This is a genomic window from Xanthobacter oligotrophicus, assembly GCF_008364685.1.
Classification (GTDB): domain Bacteria; phylum Pseudomonadota; class Alphaproteobacteria; order Rhizobiales; family Xanthobacteraceae; genus Xanthobacter; species Xanthobacter oligotrophicus.
This window is the reverse complement of the sequence record NZ_VTTL01000002.1, coordinates 142,395-166,488: the sequence shown is the minus strand read 5'-3', so window position 1 is coordinate 166,488 and position 24,094 is coordinate 142,395. Positions and strand designations below refer to the sequence as shown.

The 24,094-nt window shown below is 69.3% G+C and carries 19 protein-coding genes; 4 read left to right on the top strand and 15 right to left on the bottom strand.

Annotation, left to right across the window (positions count from 1 at the left end; genetic code table 11):
* Positions 1 to 9 precede the first annotated feature (9 nt).
* The 5 genes from FZ033_RS03590 to FZ033_RS03570 all read right to left on the bottom strand — a co-directional run bounded on the left by FZ033_RS03590 (position 10) and on the right by FZ033_RS03570 (position 5,151).
* Positions 10 to 1,071 carry a DUF3616 domain-containing protein gene (locus FZ033_RS03590; RefSeq protein WP_188079288.1) on the bottom strand — a complete coding sequence of 354 codons (1,062 nt, stop codon included), beginning with the start codon at positions 1,069 to 1,071 and terminating at the stop codon, positions 10 to 12.
* A 417-nt stretch (positions 1,072 to 1,488) separates the two neighbouring features.
* Positions 1,489 to 2,727, bottom strand: a complete 1,239-nt coding sequence (locus FZ033_RS03585; RefSeq protein ID WP_149574791.1) for an ABC transporter substrate-binding protein — start codon at positions 2,725 to 2,727, stop codon at positions 1,489 to 1,491.
* Positions 2,728 to 2,932: 205 nt separating this feature from the next.
* Complete coding sequence (locus tag FZ033_RS03580) at positions 2,933 to 3,427, bottom strand: GNAT family N-acetyltransferase (protein WP_149574790.1); 495 nt, start codon at positions 3,425 to 3,427, stop codon at positions 2,933 to 2,935.
* A 221-nt stretch (positions 3,428 to 3,648) separates the two neighbouring features.
* Positions 3,649 to 4,848: an FAD-dependent monooxygenase gene (locus FZ033_RS03575; protein ID WP_149574789.1), complete on the bottom strand. Its 1,200-nt coding sequence runs from the start codon at positions 4,846 to 4,848 to the stop codon at positions 3,649 to 3,651.
* 45 nt (positions 4,849 to 4,893) lie between these two features.
* Positions 4,894 to 5,151: a zinc-finger domain-containing protein gene (locus tag FZ033_RS03570; protein ID WP_012115208.1), complete on the bottom strand. Its 258-nt coding sequence runs from the start codon at positions 5,149 to 5,151 to the stop codon at positions 4,894 to 4,896.
* 553 nt (positions 5,152 to 5,704) lie between these two features.
* Between FZ033_RS03570 and FZ033_RS03565 the strand changes: the two genes are divergently transcribed.
* On the top strand, positions 5,705 to 7,519 hold the full coding sequence (locus tag FZ033_RS03565) for an ABC transporter ATP-binding protein (RefSeq protein WP_149574788.1): 1,815 nt from the start codon (positions 5,705 to 5,707) through the stop codon (positions 7,517 to 7,519).
* A 155-nt stretch (positions 7,520 to 7,674) separates the two neighbouring features.
* Here FZ033_RS03565 and FZ033_RS03560 read toward each other — a convergent pair whose 3' ends face one another.
* From FZ033_RS03560 to FZ033_RS03525, 9 genes are all read right to left on the bottom strand, one after another.
* A complete protein-coding gene (locus FZ033_RS03560) occupies positions 7,675 to 9,414 on the bottom strand; it encodes a uracil-xanthine permease family protein (RefSeq protein ID WP_149574787.1) in 1,740 nt (579 codons plus the stop codon).
* Positions 9,411 to 9,572, bottom strand: a complete 162-nt coding sequence (locus tag FZ033_RS23965; protein WP_188079287.1) for a hypothetical protein — start codon at positions 9,570 to 9,572, stop codon at positions 9,411 to 9,413. Before FZ033_RS23965 ends, FZ033_RS03560 begins: the two co-directional genes overlap by 4 nt.
* 207 nt (positions 9,573 to 9,779) lie before the next feature.
* Entirely contained in the window at positions 9,780 to 10,466 is a 687-nt protein-coding gene (locus FZ033_RS03555) for a response regulator transcription factor (RefSeq protein WP_149574786.1), read from the bottom strand.
* 25 nt (positions 10,467 to 10,491) lie between these two features.
* Positions 10,492 to 13,194: a sensor histidine kinase gene (locus tag FZ033_RS03550; protein WP_149574785.1), complete on the bottom strand. Its 2,703-nt coding sequence runs from the start codon at positions 13,192 to 13,194 to the stop codon at positions 10,492 to 10,494.
* A gap of 85 nt (positions 13,195 to 13,279) precedes the next feature.
* Positions 13,280 to 13,885, bottom strand: coding sequence for a K(+)-transporting ATPase subunit C (locus FZ033_RS03545; RefSeq protein WP_149574784.1), 606 nt, complete (start codon positions 13,883 to 13,885; stop codon positions 13,280 to 13,282).
* A gap of 226 nt (positions 13,886 to 14,111) precedes the next feature.
* On the bottom strand, positions 14,112 to 16,205 hold the full coding sequence (kdpB, locus tag FZ033_RS03535) for a potassium-transporting ATPase subunit KdpB (RefSeq protein WP_149574782.1): 2,094 nt from the start codon (positions 16,203 to 16,205) through the stop codon (positions 14,112 to 14,114).
* A 25-nt stretch (positions 16,206 to 16,230) separates the two neighbouring features.
* Entirely contained in the window at positions 16,231 to 16,401 is a 171-nt protein-coding gene (locus FZ033_RS23960; protein ID WP_188079286.1) for a hypothetical protein, read from the bottom strand.
* A 1-nt stretch (position 16,402) separates the two neighbouring features.
* Positions 16,403 to 18,118: a potassium-transporting ATPase subunit KdpA gene (gene kdpA, locus FZ033_RS03530; RefSeq protein WP_149574781.1), complete on the bottom strand. Its 1,716-nt coding sequence runs from the start codon at positions 18,116 to 18,118 to the stop codon at positions 16,403 to 16,405.
* Positions 18,119 to 18,129: 11 nt separating this feature from the next.
* Positions 18,130 to 18,219, bottom strand: coding sequence for a K(+)-transporting ATPase subunit F (locus tag FZ033_RS03525; RefSeq protein ID WP_041575709.1), 90 nt, complete (start codon positions 18,217 to 18,219; stop codon positions 18,130 to 18,132).
* A gap of 829 nt (positions 18,220 to 19,048) precedes the next feature.
* Here FZ033_RS03525 and FZ033_RS03520 point away from each other — a divergent pair.
* From FZ033_RS03520 to FZ033_RS03510, 3 genes are all read left to right on the top strand, one after another.
* Entirely contained in the window at positions 19,049 to 19,282 is a 234-nt protein-coding gene (locus FZ033_RS03520; protein WP_149574780.1) for a hypothetical protein, read from the top strand.
* Complete coding sequence (locus tag FZ033_RS03515) at positions 19,279 to 20,703, top strand: amidase (protein ID WP_149574779.1); 1,425 nt, start codon at positions 19,279 to 19,281, stop codon at positions 20,701 to 20,703. The genes FZ033_RS03520 and FZ033_RS03515 overlap by 4 nt, the downstream gene beginning before the upstream one ends.
* A gap of 78 nt (positions 20,704 to 20,781) precedes the next feature.
* Positions 20,782 to 22,302 carry an acyl-CoA synthetase gene (locus tag FZ033_RS03510; RefSeq protein WP_149574778.1) on the top strand — a complete coding sequence of 507 codons (1,521 nt, stop codon included), beginning with the start codon at positions 20,782 to 20,784 and terminating at the stop codon, positions 22,300 to 22,302.
* A gap of 7 nt (positions 22,303 to 22,309) precedes the next feature.
* Here FZ033_RS03510 and FZ033_RS03505 read toward each other — a convergent pair whose 3' ends face one another.
* A complete protein-coding gene (locus tag FZ033_RS03505; RefSeq protein ID WP_149574777.1) occupies positions 22,310 to 23,980 on the bottom strand; it encodes a GMC family oxidoreductase in 1,671 nt (556 codons plus the stop codon).
* Between the last annotated feature and the right edge of the window lie 114 nt (positions 23,981 to 24,094).

The following is a 24,094-nucleotide window of genomic DNA, read 5'->3' as shown; positions in this document are numbered from 1 at the left end:
TGGGTCGCCTCACTTGCCGATGGAGAATTCCGTGGCGCCGCCGTCCGCGATGCCGTCGAACCAGACCAGCACCCGGTAGTGGGTGGCGTCTTCCCCCAGCACCAGCAGGGTTTCGGCCTTGTCGCTCTTGGGTACGCCGGGCAGGGTGCCGAGCGGGCGGGCGGGATCGCCGTCCTTGCCGCTCCAGAACCAGACCTGCGCGTCCGGGATCGGGGCGGGGCCGGGTTGCTCGCAGTTGAAGGCAGCTGTCCCACGGGCATCATTGCTGCGCCCGCTGAGGATGAGCACGCCGTCCTGAACCCGCGCCAGATCGCGGATGCCCACATTGTCGCCCAGTGCCAGCCGGCTCGCCTTTGCGGTCAAAGGCGCGCCGGAGAACAACGCCTCCACCGGCGCTCGGACCACGAAGGCGTTGCCGGCGATGCAAGGCCCGCGCAGGCCGAACAGCGCCTCGTCGCCGAGGATGGCGAGGCCCTCCACCGTCACGCCATTCTCGTCGAGTTTCTTCGGAGCAAACTGGCCGATCTCCGGCAGTTTGGCGATGGCCGGGCCAAGCGTGGTCGCGGACTTGATCTGCGGCGCCACCGTCTCGGCATCGAACGGGAAGGTCGGCCGGCCGGTGGGCGGATCCACCGGAAAGCGCAGCACGTGGTAGCGCGAGGGCTGCTTCTTGCCGTTGCGCGACAGTCCGTGCGAGCCGGTGACATAGAAATAGCCCGGCGCCCCCGCCGCGCGCGGCGCCACATAGTCGACGCCCTCGGCGTCCAGTTCCTTTATCTTCTTCGTGTCGTCGCGCGCTGGCAACAGGCCAATGACCTCCTTCGGCACGATGGTGGTGCCGTCGATCTCGAAGAACTGGGCGAAGCGGCCCTCGTCATTCACCACCAGGCAGCGGTTGGTGCTGGGCACGCAGGCGGCCCCGCTCAGGGCCGCGTTGGCCTTGTTGTCGTTGCCGTCTTCCGTGCGGAAGGGCGGCGGCTGGACCTGCCAGTCCTGGGGGGCGCGGACGATGTCGGCAGAGGCGATCTGGGCCGAGAGCAACAACAGCCCGGCTGAGGCCACAACGCGCATGGCCATCTCCCGCATAGATAGAGCTGATAGGCAGGATATGCTTTTTCGTGCAATCCCAACATTGCCGGCCCAGGGACCCTTGGAGTCGGCCGGCTTCTTCACCTTGAAGAGAGACATGGGATGGGCGCGCATCTGCTCCCTCACCTTGGGAGCGTCCTTGGTCGAGGATATCCCGGGAGCGCTTTTGTAGGTCGGGACGCGCCCGGACCGGCTTCAGGACAGGGCGGGATCGTTTGTCTCGAACAGCAGTTGTCGTCCTTGATCGGCCAAGGCTCCGGCGATTGCAACACCTCCCTGTAAAAATCAGCATATGTGTTGATACCATTGATTTTAATCGAAAATTCAGTTCAGCATGGTGATGCGGCGCCGCTGCCGAGCCGGTCCCACAGGGTGAGTCCGGCCCGGCAGCGTCCTGTCCTACTTCACCAGCGGGCAGCCGCCGTCCTTGAGCGGGCGGAAGGCGTCGGCGGCGGGAATGGTGGCGACCACCTCGTAGAGGTCCCACGGACCCTTGGATTCCGTCGGCTTCTTCACCTTGAACAGATACATGGGGTGGGTGGCGCGGCCGTCGATGCGCACCTCGCCCTTGCCGAACAGCGGGTCGTCGATGGGGGTGGCGCGCATCTGCTCCATCACCTTGGGGGCGTCCTTGGTCTTGGCGTCCTTGATGGCGTTCAGATAGTGCAGCGCGCTGGAATAGACGCCGGCCTGCGCGCTCGTCGGCATCTTGCCGCCGAACTTCTCGGCGAAGCGCTTGGAGAAGGCGCGGGTGTCGTCGTTGAGGTCCCAGTAGAAGGCCTCGGTGAGCAGCAGGCCCTGCGCGGCGGTCAGCCCCATCGCCTTCACGTCGGAGGAGAAGATCAGCAGCCCGGCCAGCGACTGGCCGCCCTGGGTGATGCCGAACTCGGAGGCCTGCTTGATGGCGTTGATGAGGTCGCCGCCGGCATTGGCAAGGCCGATGACCTTGGCGCCGGAGGACTGGGCCTGCACCAGGAAGGAGGAGAAATCGGTGGCGCTCAGCGGGTGCTTCACGCTGCCGTTGACCTTGCCGCCCGCATTCTTCACGGCGGCGGCCGCGTCACGCTCCAGCGCCGCGCCGAAAGCATAGTCGGCGGTAATGAAGAACCAGGGAGAGCCGCCCTGCTTGGTGATCGCCGAACCGGTGCCGTTGGCAAGCGCCCAGGTGTCGTAGGTCCAGTGCACGGTATTGGGCGAGCATTTGGCGCCGGTGAGATCGGAAGTGCCGCCGCCGGAGACGAGGAAAATTCTGTTCTTCTCCCGCGTCACGTCATTCACCGCCAGCGCCACCGAGGAGGTGGTGACGTCCATGATGGCATCCACCCCGTCCTGGTCGTACCACTTGCGGGCGATGGAGGAGCCCACATCCGGCTTGTTCTGGTGGTCGGCGCCCACCACCTCCACCTTGAAGCCCTTGTTCTTGGCCATGAAGTCCTGGGCCGCCATCTGCGCGGCCACCACCGAGCCGGGGCCGGAAATGTCGGCATAGACGCCGGACATGTCGTTGAGCACGCCCAGCTTGACGGTGGTGTCCTCGGCCCGCGCGCCGCCGGCCATGAGGCCGCAGAGCGCGGCGGCCACCAGCAGCGGACGCGGATGGCGCAGGGCGCGCGGAACGAGCGATCGACGTGACGTCATGAAAGCTTCTCCCTTGTGAGTCTTGTTTCCGCCCGGCCTGCGACAGGCGTGCGGCTTGTTCTTATGGTGCTGACGTAAGCACGGGCCGCGGCCGGGGACAATATGGGTGTCCCCGCATCCGCGCCCATCGGCTGGAGCTGAGCTGAATGACCTTGAGGGGTAACCTTCGAGGTGCGGGCTTCGTGGGGCGAGCTTGGGCGGCGCCTCAGGCGTTCACCATGCCGGCCACATCGGCGAAGGCGCCCTCCGCCAGCTCCGCCACCAGCAGGCGGGCGGGGTCCACCGGGCCCGGGAGGGTGACCCGGCCGGGAGGCACGCGCTTGAAGCCGAAGCGGGCGTAATAGGGCTGGTCCCCCACCAGCACCACGAGCCGATGGCCGGCCTCCTGCGCCGCCTTCAGCGCCACATCCATCAGCCGGGCGCCGATGCCCACCGACTGGAACGGCGGCTCCACCGTGAGCGGGCCGAGCAGCAGCGCTGGCGTGGTGCCGACGTGAACCTTCGTCAGCCGCACCGAGCCCACCAGCATGTTGCCCACCCGCGCCGTGAAGGAGAGGGCGCGCTCGTGGGGCGTCTGCTCGCGGATGCGGAAGGCGGTGCGGGCGAACCGGCCGGGGCCGAAGGTGCGTTCGTGCAGCTTGTCGATGTCGTGGTCGTCGGCCGCCGTCTCGACGGCGATGGACAGGGGAAGCTCGGTCATGGAAGGCTCGTTTCGCGGGCAGGACGAAAGGCCCGCGAGAGAGCCGGAGGGATCACCAACCGGGTCGTCAGGCGGGCAGCAAGGCACGGGCGGTCTGGCGCGCCGTGTCCTGTCGTCGTCGCTGAAGGCGGTTCACCATCACGTCCTGCACGAGAACATCTTCCTCGGGAGAGAGGCGGGCCGATACCACGGCCGTGGGGGAAGGTCCAGAGGGCGGGCCGTCAGGCGCCGTAGATCCAGCCGTAGCGGTCCAGCAGGGCCGGACCCTGCCGGCGCAGCACCAGGTCGCGGGCGATCCGGGGGGCGCCGGAGAGGTGGTAGATCATGCCGTTGCGCCGCGCCTCGCCCTGGATGCGGGCGGTGCGGCCGCGCCGCTCGCTTTCATAGGCGCGCAGGGCGGTGGCGGCATCGTTCTCGCGGGTCAGCGCGCCGGCAAGGCTTACCGCGTCCTCGATGGCCTGCGCCGCGCCCTGGGCGAGGAAGGGCAGCATGGCATGGGCGGCATCGCCCAAAAGCGTGACGCGGCCGGAACCCCAGCGGGGCAGGGGATCGATGTCGTAGAGCCCCCAGCACAAAAAGTGGGAGGCGCTTTCCAGCAGCTTGCGCACCTCCCCGGTCCAGGAGGCGAAGGCGGCGTGGACGGCGGCGCTGTCGCCGGGCGCGCTCCAGCGGGCCACCGGCTCGGTCTGCTTGACGATGGCGACGAGGTTCAGCACCTCGCCCCCCTTCACCGGATAGACCACCAGATGGGCGTCGCGGCCGAGATAGAGCCGCACGTCGGGCGGATGGCGCGCCGGCACCGGCACGGTGGCGCGATAGGCAAGGCGCCGGGCGAACACCGGCGGGTCCTTGACGCCGAGATGGGCGCGCACCGCAGAGCGCACGCCATCGGCGCCGACGAGGATGTCGGCGCCATGGGCCAGCAGGGTGTCTCCCTGCTTCACCACCGCGCGCACCCCGCCGAAGGAGGGTTCCACCGCCGTCAGGTCGGAGCCGAGGGTCAGGATGGCCCCTTCCTCCCGGGCGGCATCGGCCAGCAGGTTCTGCAGGTCCGCCCGATGCACCACGAGGAAGGGCGCGCCGTAGCGCGTCGCTGCCGGCCCGTAGTGGGCGCGGGTGATGGTGGCGCCGCTGCGCCCGTCGCGCACGTCCAGGGAGCGCGGGGCCACTGCCACCTGCTCAAGGCGCTTCAGCAGGCCGAAATCCCGCAGGATGCGCGTGGCGTTGGGGGTGAGCTGGAGGCCGGCACCGACCTCCTTCAGCTTCCTCGCCTGCTCCACCACCTGCACCGCGAGGCCGGCGCGGGCGAGGGCAATGGCGGCGGCAAGCCCGCCGATCCCCGCGCCCACCACCACGGCGCTGCGCGCCGCGCGGACCGGCTTTGGCCGAAAGGGAATGGGCAAGGGAACAGGCTCGGCCATGGCGGCATCCGGCTCCGCACGGGGAGCCGGCGGATCAGCTTTCGGTCAGGCGGCGGTGGCCGCCGGGGTGTCGTGCCACTCGCACTCTTCCGGCTTGGCCGCGCCGGCGGCAAGGGCCGGATTGTAGCGGTAGAGCGTGGAGCAATAGGGGCAGACCGCCTCGGTGTCGCCGCCGAGGTCGATGAAGATGTGCGGGTGGTCGAATGGCGGCTTGGCGCCCACGCACATGAATTCCTTGCTGCCCACCTCGATCAGGGTGACGCCGAGGTCGTTGCAGAAGTGGGGAATGCCGGTGTCCGCCATGGTTCCGCCCGTGTGCGTTCAAAAAAGCGCCGCGACCTTAGCCTTTGATGCGCGCCGGTGAAAGACCCCGTGCCGCGGCAGATCGGCCATGGCTGTGTGTGGGGGAACCGGCGCCGGCTCGACGAACGGTTTCGTCCGGGTTATCCTTACGCTAGGTGATGAGGGGAGGGTCGTGTCCATGCAGCATTTCATGTCCGACGCACCATCCCACGCAGGGCTTGCCCACGGCAGGCTTGCGCGCCCCCCGTTTGCCCGCGCCCCGTTTGGCCACGTCCCGTCGGGAGCCGTTATCGGCGCGGGGCTCGCGCGCGGTATCTTCCGGCGCACGCACCACACCGACGTCATTCCCAGGCATCCACGCCGCTAGTCCGGTTCTCCTTCCAGCGCGCGTGGTCCGCCCCACGCCGGCCTCCCGGCCGGCGGGATGACGATGCCCGCTTCCCCATCCGCCTCACCCGACGCGGCGCGCCTTGCGCCGCTTCTCCTTGTCCGAACCAGGGACCGGCCCTTCGCACACGCCTTGTGCATGACCTTGCGCGGCCGGGAACGTGTCATGTCGCTCTTCCAGACCCACAAGCGCGGGGTGCCCTTCCGCGCCGTCTTCGCCTTCCTCCTCGGCCACTGGCGGCGCCGGAAGGGTGTGATTGCCGCCACCGCCGCCGCCGTGCTCGTCGCCACGCTGGCGGAAGTGTTCGTGCCGCTGTTCGCCGGCCGGCTCATCGGCGCGCTCGCGGGCGCGGACCGGGAGGCGGCGTGGCAGGCGGCGACGGCGGCCTTCCTTGCCATCGTGGCCCTCGGCGCGGTGATGGTCACCGCCCGGCACTTCACCTATGTCATCATCGTGCGGCTCACCCTGCGCATGATGTCGGACCTGGCGGCGGATGCCTTCGCCCGCGTTCAGCGCTTCTCGGCGGACTGGCATGCGAGCACGTTTGCCGGCTCCACCGTGCGCAAGATCTCGCGCGGCATGTGGTCCCTCGACGTGCTGCACGACACCTTGCTGGTGGCGCTGTTCCCGTCCGTGGTGGCGCTGGCCGGCTCGGCGATTTTGCTGGGCCTGCACTGGCCGGTGATGGGCCTCGTGGTGGCGGTGGGCGCGGTGGCCTTCGTGACGCTGACGCTGGTGCTGTCGCTGAACTTCGTGGCGCCGGCGGCCCGCCTTTCCAATGCGTGGGATACCCGCGTCGGCGGCGTGCTGGCGGACGCGGTGGGCTGCAACGCGGTGGTCAAGGGCTTCGGCGCCGAGGAGCGGGAGGAGGCGCGGCTTTCCCGCGTGCTCGCCAAGTGGAACGGGCGCACTCGTCGCACCTGGATGGCGGGCACCTGGGCCGGAACGGCGCAGCTTCTGGCGCTGGTGGCGTTGCAGGCCTCCATCATCGGCACGGCGCTGATGCTGTGGCGGCAGGGCGCGGCGAGCGCGGGCGACATCGCTTATGTGCTCACCACCTACCTTGTCGTGCATTCCTACCTGCGCGACATCGGCATGCACGTGCACAATCTCCAGCGCTCCCTCAACGAGCTGGAGGAACTGGTGGAGATCCACCAGCAGCCCGTGGCCATCGCCGATGCGAAGGGAGCCGTGCCGATCAGGGTGGAGGACGGGCGCATCGCCTTCGAGCACGTCACCTTCCATTATCGCGGCCACGGCACGCCACTGTTCGAGGACCTGAACGTCACCATCGATGGCGGCGAGCGGGTGGGCCTCGTGGGCCATTCCGGCTCGGGCAAGACCACGTTCGTGAAGCTGATCCAGCGCCTGCACGACGTGACCTCCAGCCCGGTGACCTCCGGCCGGGTGACCGTGGACGGGCAGGACGTGCGCGCGGTGACGCAAGGCTCGCTCCGGCGGGCCATCGCGGTGGTGCAGCAGGAGCCTGTCCTGTTCCATCGCTCGCTGATGGAGAACATCGCCTATGGCCGTCCCGACGCCTCCTTCGCGGAGATCCGGCGGGCGGCGGAGCTGGCCAATGCGGCTGGCTTCATCGAGCGCATGCCGCGTGGCTACGGCACGCTGGTGGGCGAGCGGGGCGTGAAGCTCTCCGGCGGAGAGCGCCAGCGCATCGCCATCGCCCGCGCCTTCCTCGCGGATGCGCGCATCCTGATCCTGGACGAGGCCACCTCCAGCCTCGATTCGGAATCGGAAGCCGCGATCCAGGAGGCCATGGAGCGGCTGATGGTGGGGCGCACGACGCTCGTCATCGCCCACCGGCTGTCCACGGTGCGCTCGCTCGACCGCCTGCTGGTGTTCGATCGCGGCCGGATCGTGGAGGAGGGTGACCACGATGCCCTGGTGCAGCGCGAGGGTGGCCTCTACCGCCGCCTGTTCGAGCGGCAGGCCATGGAGCTGGCCCGGGGGCTCGCGGCGTGAAAACAGGGGGCGGCGCGCAGGTGCCGGCCCCTGTTTTAGAGCGTTTTCAAGCGAAGTGGGCACCGGTTCGCGTGAAGGAAACGCGTCAATGCAAGACTCTGGAGCTTTTTTCCGTGAGCCAAGGCGAGCGGAAAAAAGCTCCAGTGCGGGCCGTCCTACTGGTCCACCACGCACAGCAGCTCGTGCCGTCCGTCCGCCAGCACGCGGCGGGTGAGGCGATCCGACAGCCGGGTCATCATCAGCAGCACGATGCCGTTCATCACCGCGTCCTCGTCCACGTCCGGGTCCAGGCTGGGCGGGGGGCCCGGCTCCAGGGGCCGGCCGGCCCAGGTGAAAGCCAGCTGCAGCTGGTGTTCGTCGAAGGTCGCCGCCACCTCCACCCCGGCCCCGGCGGCGAGGGAGGGGGCGGCGGTGCTGAATTCCTCCGTCAGCTGCACCAAGCGTGCGACGCCATCGGCGCGGGCGCCTTCCACGCCGCCGGCATCCAGCAGGAAGGGACGCAGGGTCGAAAACCCGGTCTCGGGCTGCCAGTGCGTCCTGAGCGTGGTGCGCCGGCCGATGCGGAACAGGGCGTTCAGCGCCAGCGCCGTGAACAGGCCGAGGATCAGCGAGGAGCTGACCACGGACTGAAGCTCCGACGCGAGGTGTTCGGAGTAGAAGGTGGGCAGCTGGTCGAACGACAGGCCCATGAGGAAGCCGAGCCCCACCGTGATGGTCCGCCGGGCATCGAGCATCCTCTGCCCGAGGATCGACACGCCGGACAGGACGATGAAGGCGGAGGCGAACAACAGCGCCGCCCCCAGCACCCCGCGCGGAATGGCCAGCACCAGGGCGGATGCGCCGGGCAGGAAGGCGAGGGCGATCCAGCCAAAGCCCACGCCCAGGGCCACCCGGCGCGCCAGCACCTGCGTCGCCACCGAAAGCCCGACGCTGGCGGAATAGGTATTCAGCCCCATGGTGCCGAGCAGACCGGCCATGAGCGTGCCGAGGCCGTCGGCGAGCACGCCGGCCTCGATGTTGGGATAGTCCGGCCGCTTCCAGTCGCGGTCATTGGCCCGCTGGCTCGCCACCATGTCGCCGAAGCCGCGCAGGGTGCAGGCCAGCGCCCCGGCGAGGAAGCCCGGCAGCAGCCCGACGCTGAAGCTCGGGACGACCAGCGGCCAGTTCAGCGACCAGCCGAGCGAACTGGCGAACGAGGGGGCAAGGGCGGTCAGGGGCGCGCCCACATCGGCCGAGGATGCGCCGGTGGGGTCGGCGAGCCCCCACGCCAGATGGAAGGCGGTTCCCACAGCGAGGCCCACCAGCACCGCCATGGTCTTGAGCCGGGCCGTGCCCCACACCGCAAGGCCGATCATCACCGCCAGCGCCAGCACGGCGGCGCCGGTGCCATCCACCGACAGGGGGCGGTCCTGCCCCAGTCCCACCACCAGCTTGAACGCGACCACCCCCAGGATGATGCCGATCAGCACCACCACCAGCCCGACGATCTCGATGGGCAGATATGGCCGCAGCCGGCTGATGAAGCGGCTGAGGGTGATCTGGGTCAGCCCCGCCGCGATGGTGAGCCCGGCCACCGCGGGAAGCCCGCCGGTCTTGGCGGTGAGCAGCGCGGCGGGCAGGTAGGCGGCGGTGAACACCGCCGGCAACAGGAAGCCGCTGCCGATGCGCGGCAGTCCCGGCAGCCGCCCGCCCCAGGACTGGAACAGGGTGGAAAGCCCCATGGCGAGCATGGCCAGGGCCAGGTAATTGGCTTGCGTCGTCGCATCCGCGCCGGCGGCCTGCGCCACCAGCACCGGGAACACCAGCGTCACCGCCATCAGCCCCATGTGCTGGGCGATCGATGTGACGAGCACCGCCAGCGGCGGGCGCGACTGCAGGTCGTAGCGCAGACTCATGCCGTCCCCCGCTTGCGGGCGGGTCGCCGCGCGGCACCGATGCTGATGAACAAGGGGGCGTGTCGGTCATGGTCGTGACCGTCGTGCCCGGTCCAGCCGCGCGGGGCGGGCGGGGCCGCGCGCAGCGCGAGGGTGGCAAAGCTGGTGCGCAGGATCATGGATCGGCCCGGCTCGGGTAAGCCCGGGCGAGCCTAGAGCATTATTTTGTCGAACGAAATCGCGATGTCGTGTCGAGCCGGGTGCCGTTCACGGTCCGGTCCACCGGATTGGCGGCCGCCGCCGGCGCGCAGCTTTCAGAGCCCGGGGAATACCGCGCATTGCGCGCCCGGCTGCGAACCGGGTGGCAGCGTATGGCCGTCTGCCGCTCAGTCCGGCTCGGCGAGGCGGTAACCGACGCCGGTCTCGGTGCGGATGTAGCGCGGCTGCTCGGCGTTGTCCTCCAGCTTCTGCCGCAACTGGCGCACATAGACCCGCAGATACTGCACGTCATAGGCCTGCCCCCACACTCGTTGCAGGATGAAGGCGTGGGTCAGCACCCGTCCGGCGTGCTGCACCATGAGGCGCAGGATGTCGTATTCCTTGGGCGAGAGCTTCACCTCCCGCTCCTTCAGCCGGACGATGCGGCGCACCAGGTCCACCGACAGGTCGCCCACCTTGAACAGGGGCTTTTCCCCCTGCTGCTGGAGGCGGTGGCGCAGGGCGACGCGCAGGCGGGCGATCAGCTCGTTCATGCCGAAGGGCTTGGTGACGTAATCGTCGGCGCCGCCCTCCAGCGCCTCGACGATGCCCGCCTCGTCGGTGCGGCTGGAGAGGATCACCACGGGGACATCCAGCCCCTCGGCCCGCCACCGGGCCAGCAGGTCGCGGCCGGGCATGTCGGGCAGGCCGAGGTCGAGGATGACGAGGTCGGGCCGGGCCTCACCCACGCGGGCGATGGCCTCGGCAGCGGTGGCGGCGCTGGTCACGTCATAGCCCTGGGTGGAAAGCCCGGCATTGAGTAGCTTGCGGATGGCCGGCTCGTCATCCACCACGAGGAGCTTCACGCCGTTCATGGTGTCCTCCTCATGACCGCGCCTTTCATGGCAACGCCTTTAGCGCACGAGCCTGGGGTGGCACCGGCATGCGGATGGTGAAGGCGGCCCCGCGCCGGTCGGGCCGCCCGTCGGCGGTGAGGGTGCCGCCCATGGCCTCCAGGAAGCCGCGGCTGATGCCGAGGCCGAGGCCGGTGCCGGCCCGCACCTGATCCCCCTTGCGGACGCGATAGAATTTGTCGAACACCCGCTCGCGGTCCTCCTCGGCGATGCCCGGCCCCTCGTCCAGCACGCAGAGCGTGACGAAGGCGCCGTCGGACCAGCCCTCGATGCGCACCAGCGAGCCCTCCGGCGCATATTTTGCGGCATTGTCGAGGAGGTTGAACAGGGCCTGCTCGAACAGCACGGGATCGATGTTGAGCATCGGCAGGTCCGGGGCAAGCTCGATCTCGAGGCGATGATGCCGCAGAATGGACTGGGCGCGGTTCAGCGCGCTGCCCACCACCTCGCTCACGTCGCACAGCCCGGCATTGGGCACGATGGCGCCGGATTCCAGCCGGGTCATGTCGAGCAGGTTGGCGATGAAGCGGTTGAGCCGCTCGGCTTCCTCCTCGACGGTGGAGAGCAGGTCCGAGCGCGCCTCCTCGGTCAGCGCGGAGAAGAAGCTGCGCAGCGTGCCCGCCGCGCCCATGATGGAGGCGAGCGGGGTCTTCAGGTCGTGGGAGATGGAGGTGAGGAGCGCCGTGCGTAGCCGGTCGGTGGCGGCGTCCAGCTTCGCCTTCTCCACGTCGGCAACGAGGTTCACTCGCTCCACGGCGAGCGCCGCCTGGTCGGCCAGCGCATCCACGAGGCGCCGCTGCTCGGGGGTGAGGAGCGGCCCCTCCTTGTCGCGGTCGATGCCGATGACGCCGACGGCGCCGCGCCCGGTCTGCATGGGCATGAACAGGCGCTTCGCCCCCGGCAGCGTATCGGCGCCGCGCCCGGCCCAGCGGTTGTTCTCGAACGCCCAGCGGGCGGCGGCAAGGTCGGCGGCGTCGATGGCGTCTTCCGGCGGATAGGCGGCCTTCACCGCCAGCGTGTCGGCGTCCGGCAGCACGATCACCACCCGCACGTTCAGCATGGAGGCGATCTGGAACGCCGTGGCCCAGAGCAGGTCGTCGAGGGTGCCGGCGCCCGCGAGCTTCCGGGAGAACAGGTAGAGGTCTTCCGCCGTCTTCGCCCGCGCCCGCGCCGCCAGCGCCTGGGCGCGCACCCGCGCCGTGAGGTTCGAGGCGATGATGGCCACCACAAGGAAGAAGAACAGCGCGACCACGTTCTCCGGATCTGTAATGGTGAAGGTATAGAGCGGCGGGATGAAGAAGAAGTTGAACGCCAGCATGCCGGCGACGGAGGCGAGCAGCGCCGGCGCCAGCCCGAAGCGCACCGCGCTCACCAGCACCGCCGTGAGGAACACCAGCGCGATGTTCTGGAGCGCGAGGATCTTCTGCAGGCCGAAGCCCACCACTGTCGCCAGCGCGACGATGACGAGGCTGGCGAGATAGGGCCAGGTCTCGCGCCGGGCGGTGGGCGCGGCCGCTGCGGTGCGGCCGGGCGCGGTCGTCTCCTTTTCCCCGGCGATGACGTGGACCGAGATGTTGCCGGAGCGGCGCACCAGGTCATGCACCACCGAGCCGTTGAGGATCTCGAACCAGCGGGAGCGATCCGACTTGCCGATGACGATATGGGTCACGTTGGCCGACCGGGCATAGGTGAGCACATCATCGGCGATGCGGGTGCCGCCGGGGATGGTCACGGCCTCCCCGCCCATGCGCTCCGCCAGCCTGAGGAAGTCGGCGACGCGGTCGCGCTCGGCGGTGTCGAGCCGCAGTGCGCGCTCGGTCTCCACATAGAGAGCCACCCACGGCGCCCGCAGCCGGTCGGCGAGGCGCTTGGCGTAGCGCACCAGAGCGGCGCTGCGCGGGTCCTCGCTGAGGCAGACCAGCACCCGCTCCCCCGCCGCCCACGGGCCGGATATGGCATGGGCGCGCATGTGGGAGAGCAATTGCTCGTCCACCCGCTCGGCGGTGCGGCGCAGGGCGAGTTCGCGCAGGGCGGTGAGGTTGCCGGGGGAGAAATAATTCTCCACCGCCCGCCGCGCCGTCTCGGGCACGTAGACCTTGCCCTCCTTCAGGCGCTGGAGGAGGTCGCCGGGGGTGATGTCGATGACCTCGATGTCGTCGGCGCGGTCGATGATGGCGTCGGGCACCGTCTCGCGCACGCGGACGCGGGTGATCTGCGCCACCACGTCGTTGAGGCTCTCCACATGCTGGATGTTGAGCGTGGTGTAGACATCGATGCCCGCCGCCAGCAGCTCCTCCACGTCCATGGTGCGCTTGGCGTGGCGGCTCCCGGGGGCGTTGGTGTGGGCCAGTTCATCCACCAGCACCAAAGCGGGGCGGCGGGCGAGGATGGCGTCGAGGTCCATCTCCTCGATCATCCGCCCCTTGTAGGGGATGCTCCGGCGCGGGATCACCTCGAGGCCGGCAACCAGCGCTTCCGTCTCGCGCCGGCCGTGGGTCTCCACCACGCCGATCACCACGTCGGTGCCGTCGTTCCGGCGGGCGTGGCCGGAGGCGAGCATCTCGTAGGTCTTGCCGACGCCGGGCGCGGCCCCGAGGAAGATCTTCAGGCGGCCGCGCGTCTCCTGCTCGGCGGCCGCGAGCAGGGCATCGGGCGAAGGCCGCACGGGGGCGGCTCGGTCGTCGGGCATGGCCTCCTCCGGGATCCGGGCGGTGCGCCACCCGGATCCATTGCCTTCAGGCTCAAGCGCCGCGTGGGCTTGGCCTACCGGTCTGTCACTGCGGGCGCGCCTTGTCGAGGGCGAGGTTCAGGGCGAGCACGTTCACGCGCGGCTCGCCGAGGAGGCCGAGGGTGCGGTCCTCCACATTTTCCTCCACCAGCCGGCGCACCACGCCTTCGTTGACGCCGCGCGCCTTGGCCACCCGTGGCACCTGGAACAGGGCCGCCTCCGGTGAGATGTGGGGATCGAGCCCGCTGCCGGAGGTGGTCACGAGGTCCACCGGAACAGGATCGCGGGGATTTTCGGCCTTGAGGGCCTCAAGGTCGGCCTTCACCCGGTCGGCCAGCGCCGGATTGGTGGGGCCGAGGTTCGAGCCCATGGAATTCGCCGCATTATAGGGCGCGGGAACTGTCTTGGTAGCGTCGGCCGGGTCGGCGTCGGTGGTGGCCGAGGGCCGGCCGTGGAAATAGCGCTCGGACGTGAAGTTCTGGCCGATCAGCGCCGAGCCGATCACGGCGCCGTCGCGGGTGACGAGGCTGCCGTTGGCCTGCCGGGGGAAGAGGACCTGTGCCGCCCCGGTCATGGCGAGCGGGTAGGCAAGGCCGGTGAGCGCCGTCAGGGCGATGAGCACGACGAGCGCGGGGCGAAGTTCTTTCAGCATGGTCGTGTGTCCTCAGAGCTGTTTTGATAATTCGCCGAGATGGGCGCTTGCGCCGTCGCAGGCGTTTTATCGCCGTCATGGCCGGGCTTGACCCGGCCATCCACGCGGTGAGGCTGGGAAGAGCTTTCGCAAGCTGTTTCAAGCGGTTCGGCGTGGATGCCCGGGACAAGCCCGGGCATGACGATTGTGATTGCGGTGATGCCCTTGTGAATATCCAAACGTGTCCTCAAACGAGGTGGAGGGCCGTGACCGCGAGGTCGATGGCCTTGATGCCGGCGAACGGCACGAGGATGCCGCCGAGGCCGTAGATCAAAAGGTTGCGCTTCAGCAGCGCCGCAGCCCCGATGGGCCGGAAGGCGACGCCCTTCAGCGCCAGCGGGATGAGGGCGATGATGATGAGCGCGTTGAAGATGATGGCCGACAGGATGGCGCTCTGGGGTGAATGGAGCGCCATCACGTTCAGCGTGCCGAGTTGCGGGTAGAAGGCCACGAACATGGCTGGGATGATGGCGAAATACTTCGCCACGTCATTGGCGATGGAGAAGGTGGTGAGCGAGCCGCGCGTCATCAGCAGCGCCTTGCCGATCTCCACGATCTCGATGAGCTTGGTGGGGTCGCTGTCGAGGTCCACCATGTTGCCAGCCTCGCGGGCGGCCACCGTGCCGGTGTTCATGGCCACGCCCACGTCGGCCTGGGCCAGCGCCGGGGCGTCGTTGGTGCCGTCGCCGCACATGGCCACCAGCTTGCCCTTGGCCTGCTCGTCGCGGATGAGGCGCAGCTTGGCTTCCGGGGTCGCCTGGGCAAGGAAGTCGTCCACGCCCGCCTCGGCGGCGATGGCGGCGGCGGTGAGCGGGTTGTCGCCGGTGATCATCACCGTGCGGATGCCCATGCGCCGCAGCTCCGCGAAGCGCTCGCGGATGCCGCCCTTCACGATGTCCTTCAGGTGGATAACGCCGAGCAGCCGCCCGTCCCGCGCCACGGCCAGAGGCGTGCCGCCGGACTTGGCGATCTCCTCGGCGATGGCGTTGATCTCGCGGATGGCTTCCTGGCTCACCAGCGCCCGCACGTTCTGCACCGCGCCGGAGGCGGTGACGGTGCTGGTGCCGGCCTGGACATAAGACAGGATGGCATCCACCGCGCCCTTGCGGACCGAGCTTCCGTCCACGTCCACGCCGCTCATGCGGGTCTGGGCGGTGAAGGGCACGAAATGGGCGTGGAGGGTCGCCATGTCGCGGCCGCGGATGGCGTATTTCTCCTTGGCCAGCACCACGATGGAGCGGCCTTCGGGGGTCTCGTCGGCCAGCGAGGCGAGCTGGGCGGCGTCCGCCAGGTCCTGCTCGCTCACCCCGCGCACAGGGTGGAAGGCCGAGGCCTGCCGGTTGCCCAGCGTGATGGTGCCAGTCTTGTCGAGCAGCAGGGTGTCCACGTCGCCCGCCGCCTCCACCGCGCGGCCGGACATGGCGAGCACGTTGAAGCGCACCAGCCGGTCCATGCCGGCGATGCCGATGGCCGAGAGCAGCGCCCCGATGGTGGTGGGAATGAGGGTGACGAACAGCGCCACCAGCACCACCACGGAGATGGAGCCCCCCGCATAGTAGGCAAAGCTCGGAATACTTGCGGTGGCGAAGATGAAGATCAGCGTCATGCCCGCCAGCAGGATGTTGAGGGCGATCTCGTTGGGTGTCTTCTGCCGCTCGGCGCCTTCCACCAGCGCGATCATGCGGTCGAGGAAGGTGGCGCCCGCCGCTGCCGTGATGCGCACCTTCAGGTGATCGGAGACCACAGTAGTGCCGCCGGTGACGGCCGAGCGGTCGCCGCCGGATTCGCGGATCACCGGGGCGCTCTCGCCGGTGATGGCGGCTTCGTTCACCGAGGCGACGCCTTCCACCACCTCGCCGTCGGAGGGGATGATGTCGCCGGCTTCCACCAGCACCACGTCGCCCACCTTCAGCGACGTGCCGGGCACGGTGCGGAAGCCGTCGCCCTCGCCGGTGAGGAGCTTGGCCTGGGTCTCGGTGCGGGTGCGGCGGAGCGATTCCGCCTGCGCCTTGCCGCGCCCTTCCGCCACGCCTTCCGCGAAATTGGCGAACAGCACGGTGAACCACAGCCACAGGATGATCTGGAAGGAGAAGCCGAGACCCGTGCCTGAGGTGACAAGGTCGCGCACGAACAGCACGGTGGTGAGGAGGGCGACCACCTCCACCACGAACATGACCGGGTTCCTCACCATCGCGCGCGGGTCGAGCTTGCGGAACGAGGCGCCGACGGCCGGCAGGAGGATGGCGGGGTCGAGAAGGCTTACGGAATGGGATCTGGCCATGGAGGCACTCCCGGGGGAAGAGGAATCAGTGGGCTGAGATGTTCAGCGCCAGCGCGATGACGGCCTGGATGGCGGCCGCCAGCACGAGGGCGGCGACGGACACGATCAGGATGAGTTCGGAGGCTGCGAGCGGCAGGCGCCGCGCCTTGGGCTCCCGCCCGGCGCGTGGCCGGGCGGGCGGGAGATGGTGCTCCATGTCAGCCTCCCGCGCCGAAGCTCTGCCCCCCCGCCGCCGCCAGATGCTCGACGATGGGACCCAGCGACAGGGCCGGGAAGAAGGTGAGCCCCCCCACGATCAGGATGACGCCCACCAGCAGGCCCACGAACAGGCCGCCGGTGGTGGGGAAGGTGCCTGCCGAGGCCGGCACGGTCTTCTTCGCCGCCAGCGCCCCCGCCAGCGCCATGGCCGGCACGATCATGAGGAAGCGGCCGACGAACATGGAGGAGGCGAGCGTCAGGTTGTAGAAGAAGGTATTGCCGGTGAGCCCGCCGAAGGCCGAGCCGTTGTTGGCGGTGGCCGAGGTGAAGGCGTAGAGGATCTCCGAGAAGCCGTGCGGTCCCGGATTGGCGATGGAGGCAACAGCTGAGGGCAATACTGTCGCCACCGCCGTCCAGCCCAGCATCATCAGGGGCAGGATGAGGATGGCGAGCATGGCCATCTTCACTTCCTTGGCCTCGATCTTCTTGCCCACATATTCCGGTGTGCGGCCCACCATCAGGCCCGCCACGAACATGGTGATCACCACGAACAGCAGCATGCCGTAGAGGCCTGCGCCAACACCGCCGACGATGATCTCGCCCAGCTCCATGTTGATGAGCGGGATCATGCCGCCGAGCGCCGTGAAGCTGTCGTGCATGGCGTTCACCGCGCCGCAGGACGCCGCCGTGGTGACCACCGCGAACAAAGCGGAGGCGACGATGCCGAAGCGCAGCTCCTTGCCCTCCATGTTGCCGCCGGAAAGACCCAGCGCGTTGAGCGCCGGCGTGCCGGCGGCCTCGGCCCAGTAGGTCACGCCGACGCCGGCGACGAACAGCACGCCCATGGCGGCGAGGATCGCCCAGCCCTGCTTCTCGTTGCCCACCATGCGGCCGAACACGTTGGTGAGCGCCGCGCCCAAGGCGAAGATGGACACCATCTGCAGGAAGTTGGAGAGCGCGGTGGGGTTCTCGAACGGGTGGGCGGCATTGGCGTTGAAGAAGCCGCCACCATTGGTGCCCAGCATCTTGATGGCCACCTGCGAAGCCACAGGGCCCAGCGCAAGGGTCTGCTTGCCGCCTTCCAGGGTCGCGGCGTCCACATAGGGGCCCAGCGTCTGCGGGATGCCCTGCCACACCAGGAATAGGGTGAACACCACGCAGATGGGCAGCAGCACGTAGAGGGTGCAGCGGGTGATATCCACCCAGAAATTGCCCACCGTCTGCGCCGAGGCGCGGGAGAAGCCGCGGATCAGCGCCATGCCCAGCACGATGCCGGTGGCGGCGGACAGGAAGTTCTGGTGGGTGAGCCCCAGCATCTGCACGAGGTAGCCCATCGTGCTTTCACCACCGTAATTCTGCCAGTTGGTGTTGGTGATGAAGCTGATGGCCGTGTTGAAGGCCAGGTCGGGGGCCACCGCCGCCATGCCCTGCGGATTGAAGGGCAGGAGATCCTGCACCCGCATGAGCGCATAGAGCAGGAGGAAGCCGCCCACGTGGAACAGCAGCATGGCGATGGTGTAGGTGAGCCAATGCTGCTCGCGCGTCGCATCCACCCCGCCGAGGCGGTAGATGAGCTTTTCCACCGGCGCGAACACGGGTGAGAGCAACGTGCGTTCGCCCGCGAACACGCGGGTCATGTAGCCGCCGAGCGGCCGCGTCAGCACAAGCACGACGAGGCAGAACAGGGCGATCTGGATCAGTCCATTGGGTGTCATGGGAGGATGCCTCAGAACCGCTCGGGATTGAGGAGCGCGAAGGTGAGGTAGAAGAGGAGCCCCGCGGTCACGAGACCGCCGAGCGCATAATCAAAGACCATGGAAGTTCTCCTCGATGCGCCGCGTCGGCGCACAAGACTTGATCCGGCGGCAGCGAGAGGCCGCCCCGGTTTTCGGCGTGAAAGATCTTTCGCTCAGAGCCGCTCGCAGAGGTGGCCGTAGCCGATGGCGACGGCGAAGAAGCCGAGGCCCAGCGCGAGCATCAGAAGGTCCAGCATGAGTTTGGCTTTCCGGTCCGTTCCGTGTTTCGGGGGAGGGCGCGGCGCCGGCTGGCGGAGCGCTCGCCTCACGGGTCTGAAGCTGGCCCTAACGGGATCAAGATTCGAGAGGGATGCCGCAGCGGCGGCATAGGAATCTCATAAAGATCGCGGGTGGGGGGTGGGGTTCCGGTGGGAGTGTGGTGTCTCAGTTTGAGCGTCCGTCCGCCACTGCTGCGACCCTGCACGCTCCCGAGCCCTCCCCCGCAAGCGGGAGAGGGGGCAGCCCGGCTTTTTTCCAGCCGTCATGCCCGGGCTTGTCCCGGGCATCCACGCCGGGCCGCTTGGGCTCCGTTCAGAGTTTTGCGCCCGGCCCGTCCGCGTGGATGGCCGGGTCAAGCCCGGCCATGACGGCCTGAAGTGTTCCTACCCATAACCTCGCGGCCAGAAGCCGGCGCCATCACCCAGCGGACCACCTGAAGGGAGAGGGCCTGCCCCTTCCCCAGCCCTCCCCCGCAAGGGGAGAGGGGGCGACCGCGCGTCTTTTCGAACTGAGACACCACGGGCGCGCGCGCCGCATTCTCCATGCCGGCCGCAGCCTCTACACTCGCCGGCGAATCCCGCCCCCCGAAGCGCCGTCCGCGCCCGTCACACGCTGCCCCGGAACCCGCCCATGACCCAAGACGACATCGCCGCCCGCGTGAGTGCGGACAACGGCATCACGCTGACCGAGACGGAGGCGCGGGCGGTTGCCGCACTGGCCGGCGATCTCAATGCCCGCGTGGCGGCCGGCGCCGACCAGCGCCTCGCCTTCGATGCCGCACCCTGGAGCTTCGCCACCCTGTGCGCCGAGATCGCCGCTGGCCTGAAGGCCGGCCGGAAGACCGGCACGGAGGCGGGCGAATGAGCGGCTTTTTCACCCTCGGCGTCGTGGAGATGGCCGACGCCGTGGCCGATGGCTCCGTCTCGTCCGAAGCCCTCGCCGAGGAGGCGCTGAAGCGGCTCGAAACCCTCGGGCCGCGCTACAATGCGGTGATGCAGATCGAGCCCGAGCGGGCGCGGGAACAGGCGCGCGGCGTCGATCTCGCTCGGGCGCGGGGCGAAAAGCTGGGGCCGCTGGCCGGCGTGCCCTTGGCCCACAAGGACCTGCTCTATCGCGCCGGCCGCGTCGCCACCGGCGGCTCGCTGATCCGCAAGGATTTCGTACCGGACGTGACCGCCAGCGTGCTGGAGCGGCTGGATGCATCGGGCGCGCTGGATCTGGGCTCCCTGCACCTCGCCGAGTTCGCGCTCTCGCCCACAGGCTTCAATATCCATTACGGCCACGGCCTCAGCCCGTGGAACACCGCCTATGGGGCCGGGGGCTCCTCCTCCGGCTCGGGGGCGGCGGTGGCCGCGCGCATGGTTCCGGGGGCGCTCGGATCGGACACCGGCGGCTCCATCCGCCATCCCTCCGCCATGTGCGGTGTGACGGGCCTGAAGCCCACCCATGGCCTGGTGCCGCTCTACGGCGCCATGCCGCTGGCGCCGAGCCTCGACACCGTCGGCCCGCTCACCCGCACCGCCCGCGACGCGGCGCGCATGATGACCGTCCTTGCCGGGCCCGACCCGCGCGATGCCGCCACCCTGCCGGCCCCGCGCCTCGATTTCGAGGGCGGCCTGACGGGAGACCTCAAGGGCCTCACCATCGCCGTGCCCTCCGGCTATTACCGCGAGCAGGCGACGCCGGAGATCGCCGTGCTCATGGACGACAGCCGCGCCGTGCTGAAGGAGGCCGGCGCGCGCCTGGTCGAGACCAGCCCGCCCGACATGGCGCTGGTGAACGCGCTGATGCAGGTGGTGATGCTGGTGGAGATGTCCACCCTCCACCGCCGCTGGCTCACCGAGCGGCCACAGGACTACAGCCCGCAGGTGCGCGCCCGCATGCTGCCCGGCCTCGCCTTGCCGGCCACCCGCTACGCCGAGGCGCTGATGATGCGCGCCGGCGTGACCCGCGACTGGCTCGCCGCCACCATGGGCGACGCGGACATGGCGCTTATGCCGACCCTTCCGGTGCCGGTGCCCAGCATCGCCGAGACCACCGCAGGGCCGCCGGAGGATATCGCCGCGGTGGTGGGGCGCCTCGCGGCGTTCACGCGGGGCATCAATTATCTCGGCCTGCCGAGCCTGTCGGTGCCGTGCGGCTTCACCGCCAACGGCCTGCCGGCGGCCTTCCAACTGGTGGGCCGGCCCTATGCCGAGCCGGTGCTGTTGCAAGCGGGCGACGCCTATCAGCGCCGCACCGATTTCCACACGCTGCTGCCCCCCGGCTGCGGCGCGTTGGCCTGAGCACAGGAGGGGCGCGCCACCCCATCGCGGCGGCGTGCCATCTGGCCAGCGCGGCTGAAGCTGGTCCATGATCGCACCATGAGCGACGCCCTGCCCGACACCCCCTTCAATCTCGCCCGCTACTGCCTCGACCAGGGGGCGGATGCGGCAAAGCCGGCCCTGCTGGTGGCGGAGGGCCCCAAGGGGCGCATCGTCGAGACCTGGACCTATGGCGAGATGCGCGCGGCGGTGGCGCGCATGGCCGGCGGATTTGCCGCTTATGGCCTGCCGCGCGGGTCGCGGGTGCTGCTGCGGGTGGGCAACACCTCCCACTTCCCGCTGCTGTTCTTCGGGGCCATCGCGGCGGGGCTCGCGCCCATCCCCACCTCCACCCTGCTCACCCAGGACGAGGTGGACCTCATCCTCGCCGATTCCGGGGCGCTTCTGGTGGTGGGCGACGGCTCCGGCGCCATGCCCTCCCAGCCGGGCGCGGCGCGGGTGCTCGGGCGGGGCGAGATCGCCGAACTCGAACAAGCCGATCCTGCCGAAGTTTCCGATACGAAGGCGGACGATCTCGCCTTCCTCGTCTACACCTCCGGCACCAGTGGACGGCCGAAAGGCGTCGCCCATGCCCAGCGCGTGGTGCTCGGCCGAAGGCCCATGCGGGAGGGCTGGCTCGGGCTTTCATCGACGGATTTTCTGTTCCACGCCGGCGCCTTCAACTGGACCTACACCCTGGGCGCCGGCCTCATGGACCCATGGTCTGCGGGGGCCACCAGCATCGTCCATCTGGGCGAGCGCCCGCTTGATGCCTGGCCCGACCTGCTGGAGGCGACGGGCGCCACCCTGTTCGCCGCCGTCCCCGGCCTCTACCGGCGCATCCTGAAATACGGGTCCGTCACCCCCAGCCGTTTTCCCGCGCTACGCCATGGGCTTACCGCCGGAGAGGCGCTGAAGCCGACCCTGCATCGCGAGTGGATCGAGGCCACCGGCCGCCCGCTCTACGAGGCGCTGGGGATGAGCGAGATCTCCACCTACATCTCCTCCGGCCCAAGCGTTCCCACGCGCCCCGGCAGTCCCGGCAAGCCGCAGGCGGGCCGGCGCGTGTGCGTTCTGCCACCGGATGCGGCGGCGGATGCGGCCGACCAGCCGCTGCCGCCGGGGGAGACGGGCGTCCTCGCCGTCCACCGCTCCGATCCCGGCCTGATGCTCGGCTATTGGGGCCTGCCGGAGGAGACGGCGGCGGTGATGCGCGGCGACTGGTTCCTTACCGGGGACCTCGCCCGCTTCGATGAAGAGGGCTACCTTTGGTACGAGGGCCGCTCCGACGACCAGATGAATGCATTCGGCTATCGGGTGGCGCCGGAGGAGGTGGAGCGGGCGCTGGCCGATCATCCCTCCGTCGCCGAAGTGGCTGTGACGGAAGCAAAATCCGGCGAGGTCTCGGTCATCACCGCCTTCGTGGTGCTGCACGAGGGCGCGGCCGGCGACCCGGACGCGCTCGCCCATCACGCCGCCCGGCACCTGGCCGAATACAAGCGCCCGCGCGCCTATGTGTTCGTGCGCGAGCTGCCCCACACCCCATCCGGCAAGGTGCTCCGCCGCGCCCTGAGGACGTGAGGGGATCTCACGCCGCCGCGTTGGCGGAGGATGCGCCCAGCGCCGCATCCTCGATGGCGAGGCGTGCGCCCTTCTCGGCGATCATGGCGGTGGGGGTGTTGGTGTTGCCCGAGGTGATGGTGGGCATCACCGAGGCGTCGATGACGCGCAGCCCCTCGATGCTGTAGAAGCGCAGCCGCTCGTCCACCACCGCCATGGGGTCGTCCGGACGGCCCATCTTCGCCGTGCCCACGGGGTGGAAGATGGTGGTGCCGATATCGCCCGCCGCCTTGGCCAGCGCTGCGTCGTCCTCGCCGACTGTCGGGCCGGGCAGGTATTCCTCCGGCCGGTAGGGGGTAAGGGCCTGCTGGCGCATGAGGCGGCGGGTGACGCGGATGGCGTCCGCCGCCACCTGCCGGTCCTCGTCGGTGGCGAGATAATTGGGGGCGATCTGCGGGGCGGCGTCCAACGCCATGGAGGTGAGCCGCACCACGCCGCGCGATGTGGGGCGCAGGTTGCAGGCCGCCACCGTGATGGCCGGGAAGCGGTGCAGCGGCTCGCCGAACTTGTCGAGCGAGAGCGGCTGCACGTGGAACTGGATGTTGGCTCGCTCCTGCCTCGGATCGGAGCGGGTGAAGATGCCGAGCTGGGACGGCGCCATGGTGAGCGGCCCGCGCCGGCGCAGGGCATAGTCGACCCCCATCAGCGCGCGGCGGGGCAGGGAATAATAGGTTTCGTTCAGGGTGCGGATGCCGTTCACCTTGTAGATGGCCCGCTGCTGCAGATGATCCTGAAGGTTTCGGCCCACCCCCGGCCGGTTGCGCACGGTCTCGATGCCGAGCGCCGAGAGCCATTCGCCGGGGCCGATGCCGGAGCGGTGCAGCACCTGCGTGGTGCCGATGGAGCCGGCGGACAGGATGACCTCGCCACGGGTGCGGGCCTCCACCAGCCGGCCGTTCTGCATGTAGCGCACCCCCACCGCCCGGCCGTTCTCGATGACGAGCCGGTCCACCAGCACCCCCGTTTCCAGGCGCAGGTTGGGGCGGGACAAGGCGGGTTTCAGGAAGCCGCGGGCCGAGGACCAGCGCCGGCCGCGCTTCTGGTTCACGTGGAAATAGCCGACGCCCTCGTTGTCGCCGGTGTTGAAATCGGGCACCGAGCGGATGCCCATCTCCCCCGCCGCCTGCGCCACCTTATCGAGTACCGGCCAGGCGATGCGCGGCGCCTCGATGCGCCAGCCGCCGCCGGTGCCGTGAATGTCGCTGGCGCCGAGGAAATGGTCCTCCAGCGACTTGAAGGCGGGCAGCACATCATCCCACCCCCAGCCGGCAAGGCCCAGCTGGCGCCAGTGGTCATAGTCCGCCGCCTGGCCGCGCATGGAGATCATGGCGTTGATGGCGGAGCAGCCGCCGATGACCTTGCCGCGCGGATAGGCCAGGGACCGCCCGTTCAGCCCCGGCTCGGGGTCGGTCCGGAACATCCAGTCCGCGCGCGGATTGCCGATGGCGAACAGGTAGCCCACCGGAATGTGGAACCAGATCCAGTTGTCGTTGCCGCCGGCTTCGAGGATCAGCACGCGCTTGCGCGCATCCGCCGACAGACGGTTGGCGACGATGCAGCCGGCGGTGCCGGCGCCCACGACGATATAGTCGTAATCCCCCTCCAGCCGTTCGGCGGCCGGCTCGTTCTGGCGCTGCATCTGGCGTTCCTCCTCGCGCTGGGTTTTGCCTTGATCCCAGCTTGCAGATTTGCACTCAAGGCCGATAAAGTCGGATCCATTCTGCAAAATTGCAGCAATTGGCGAGAGATCCCG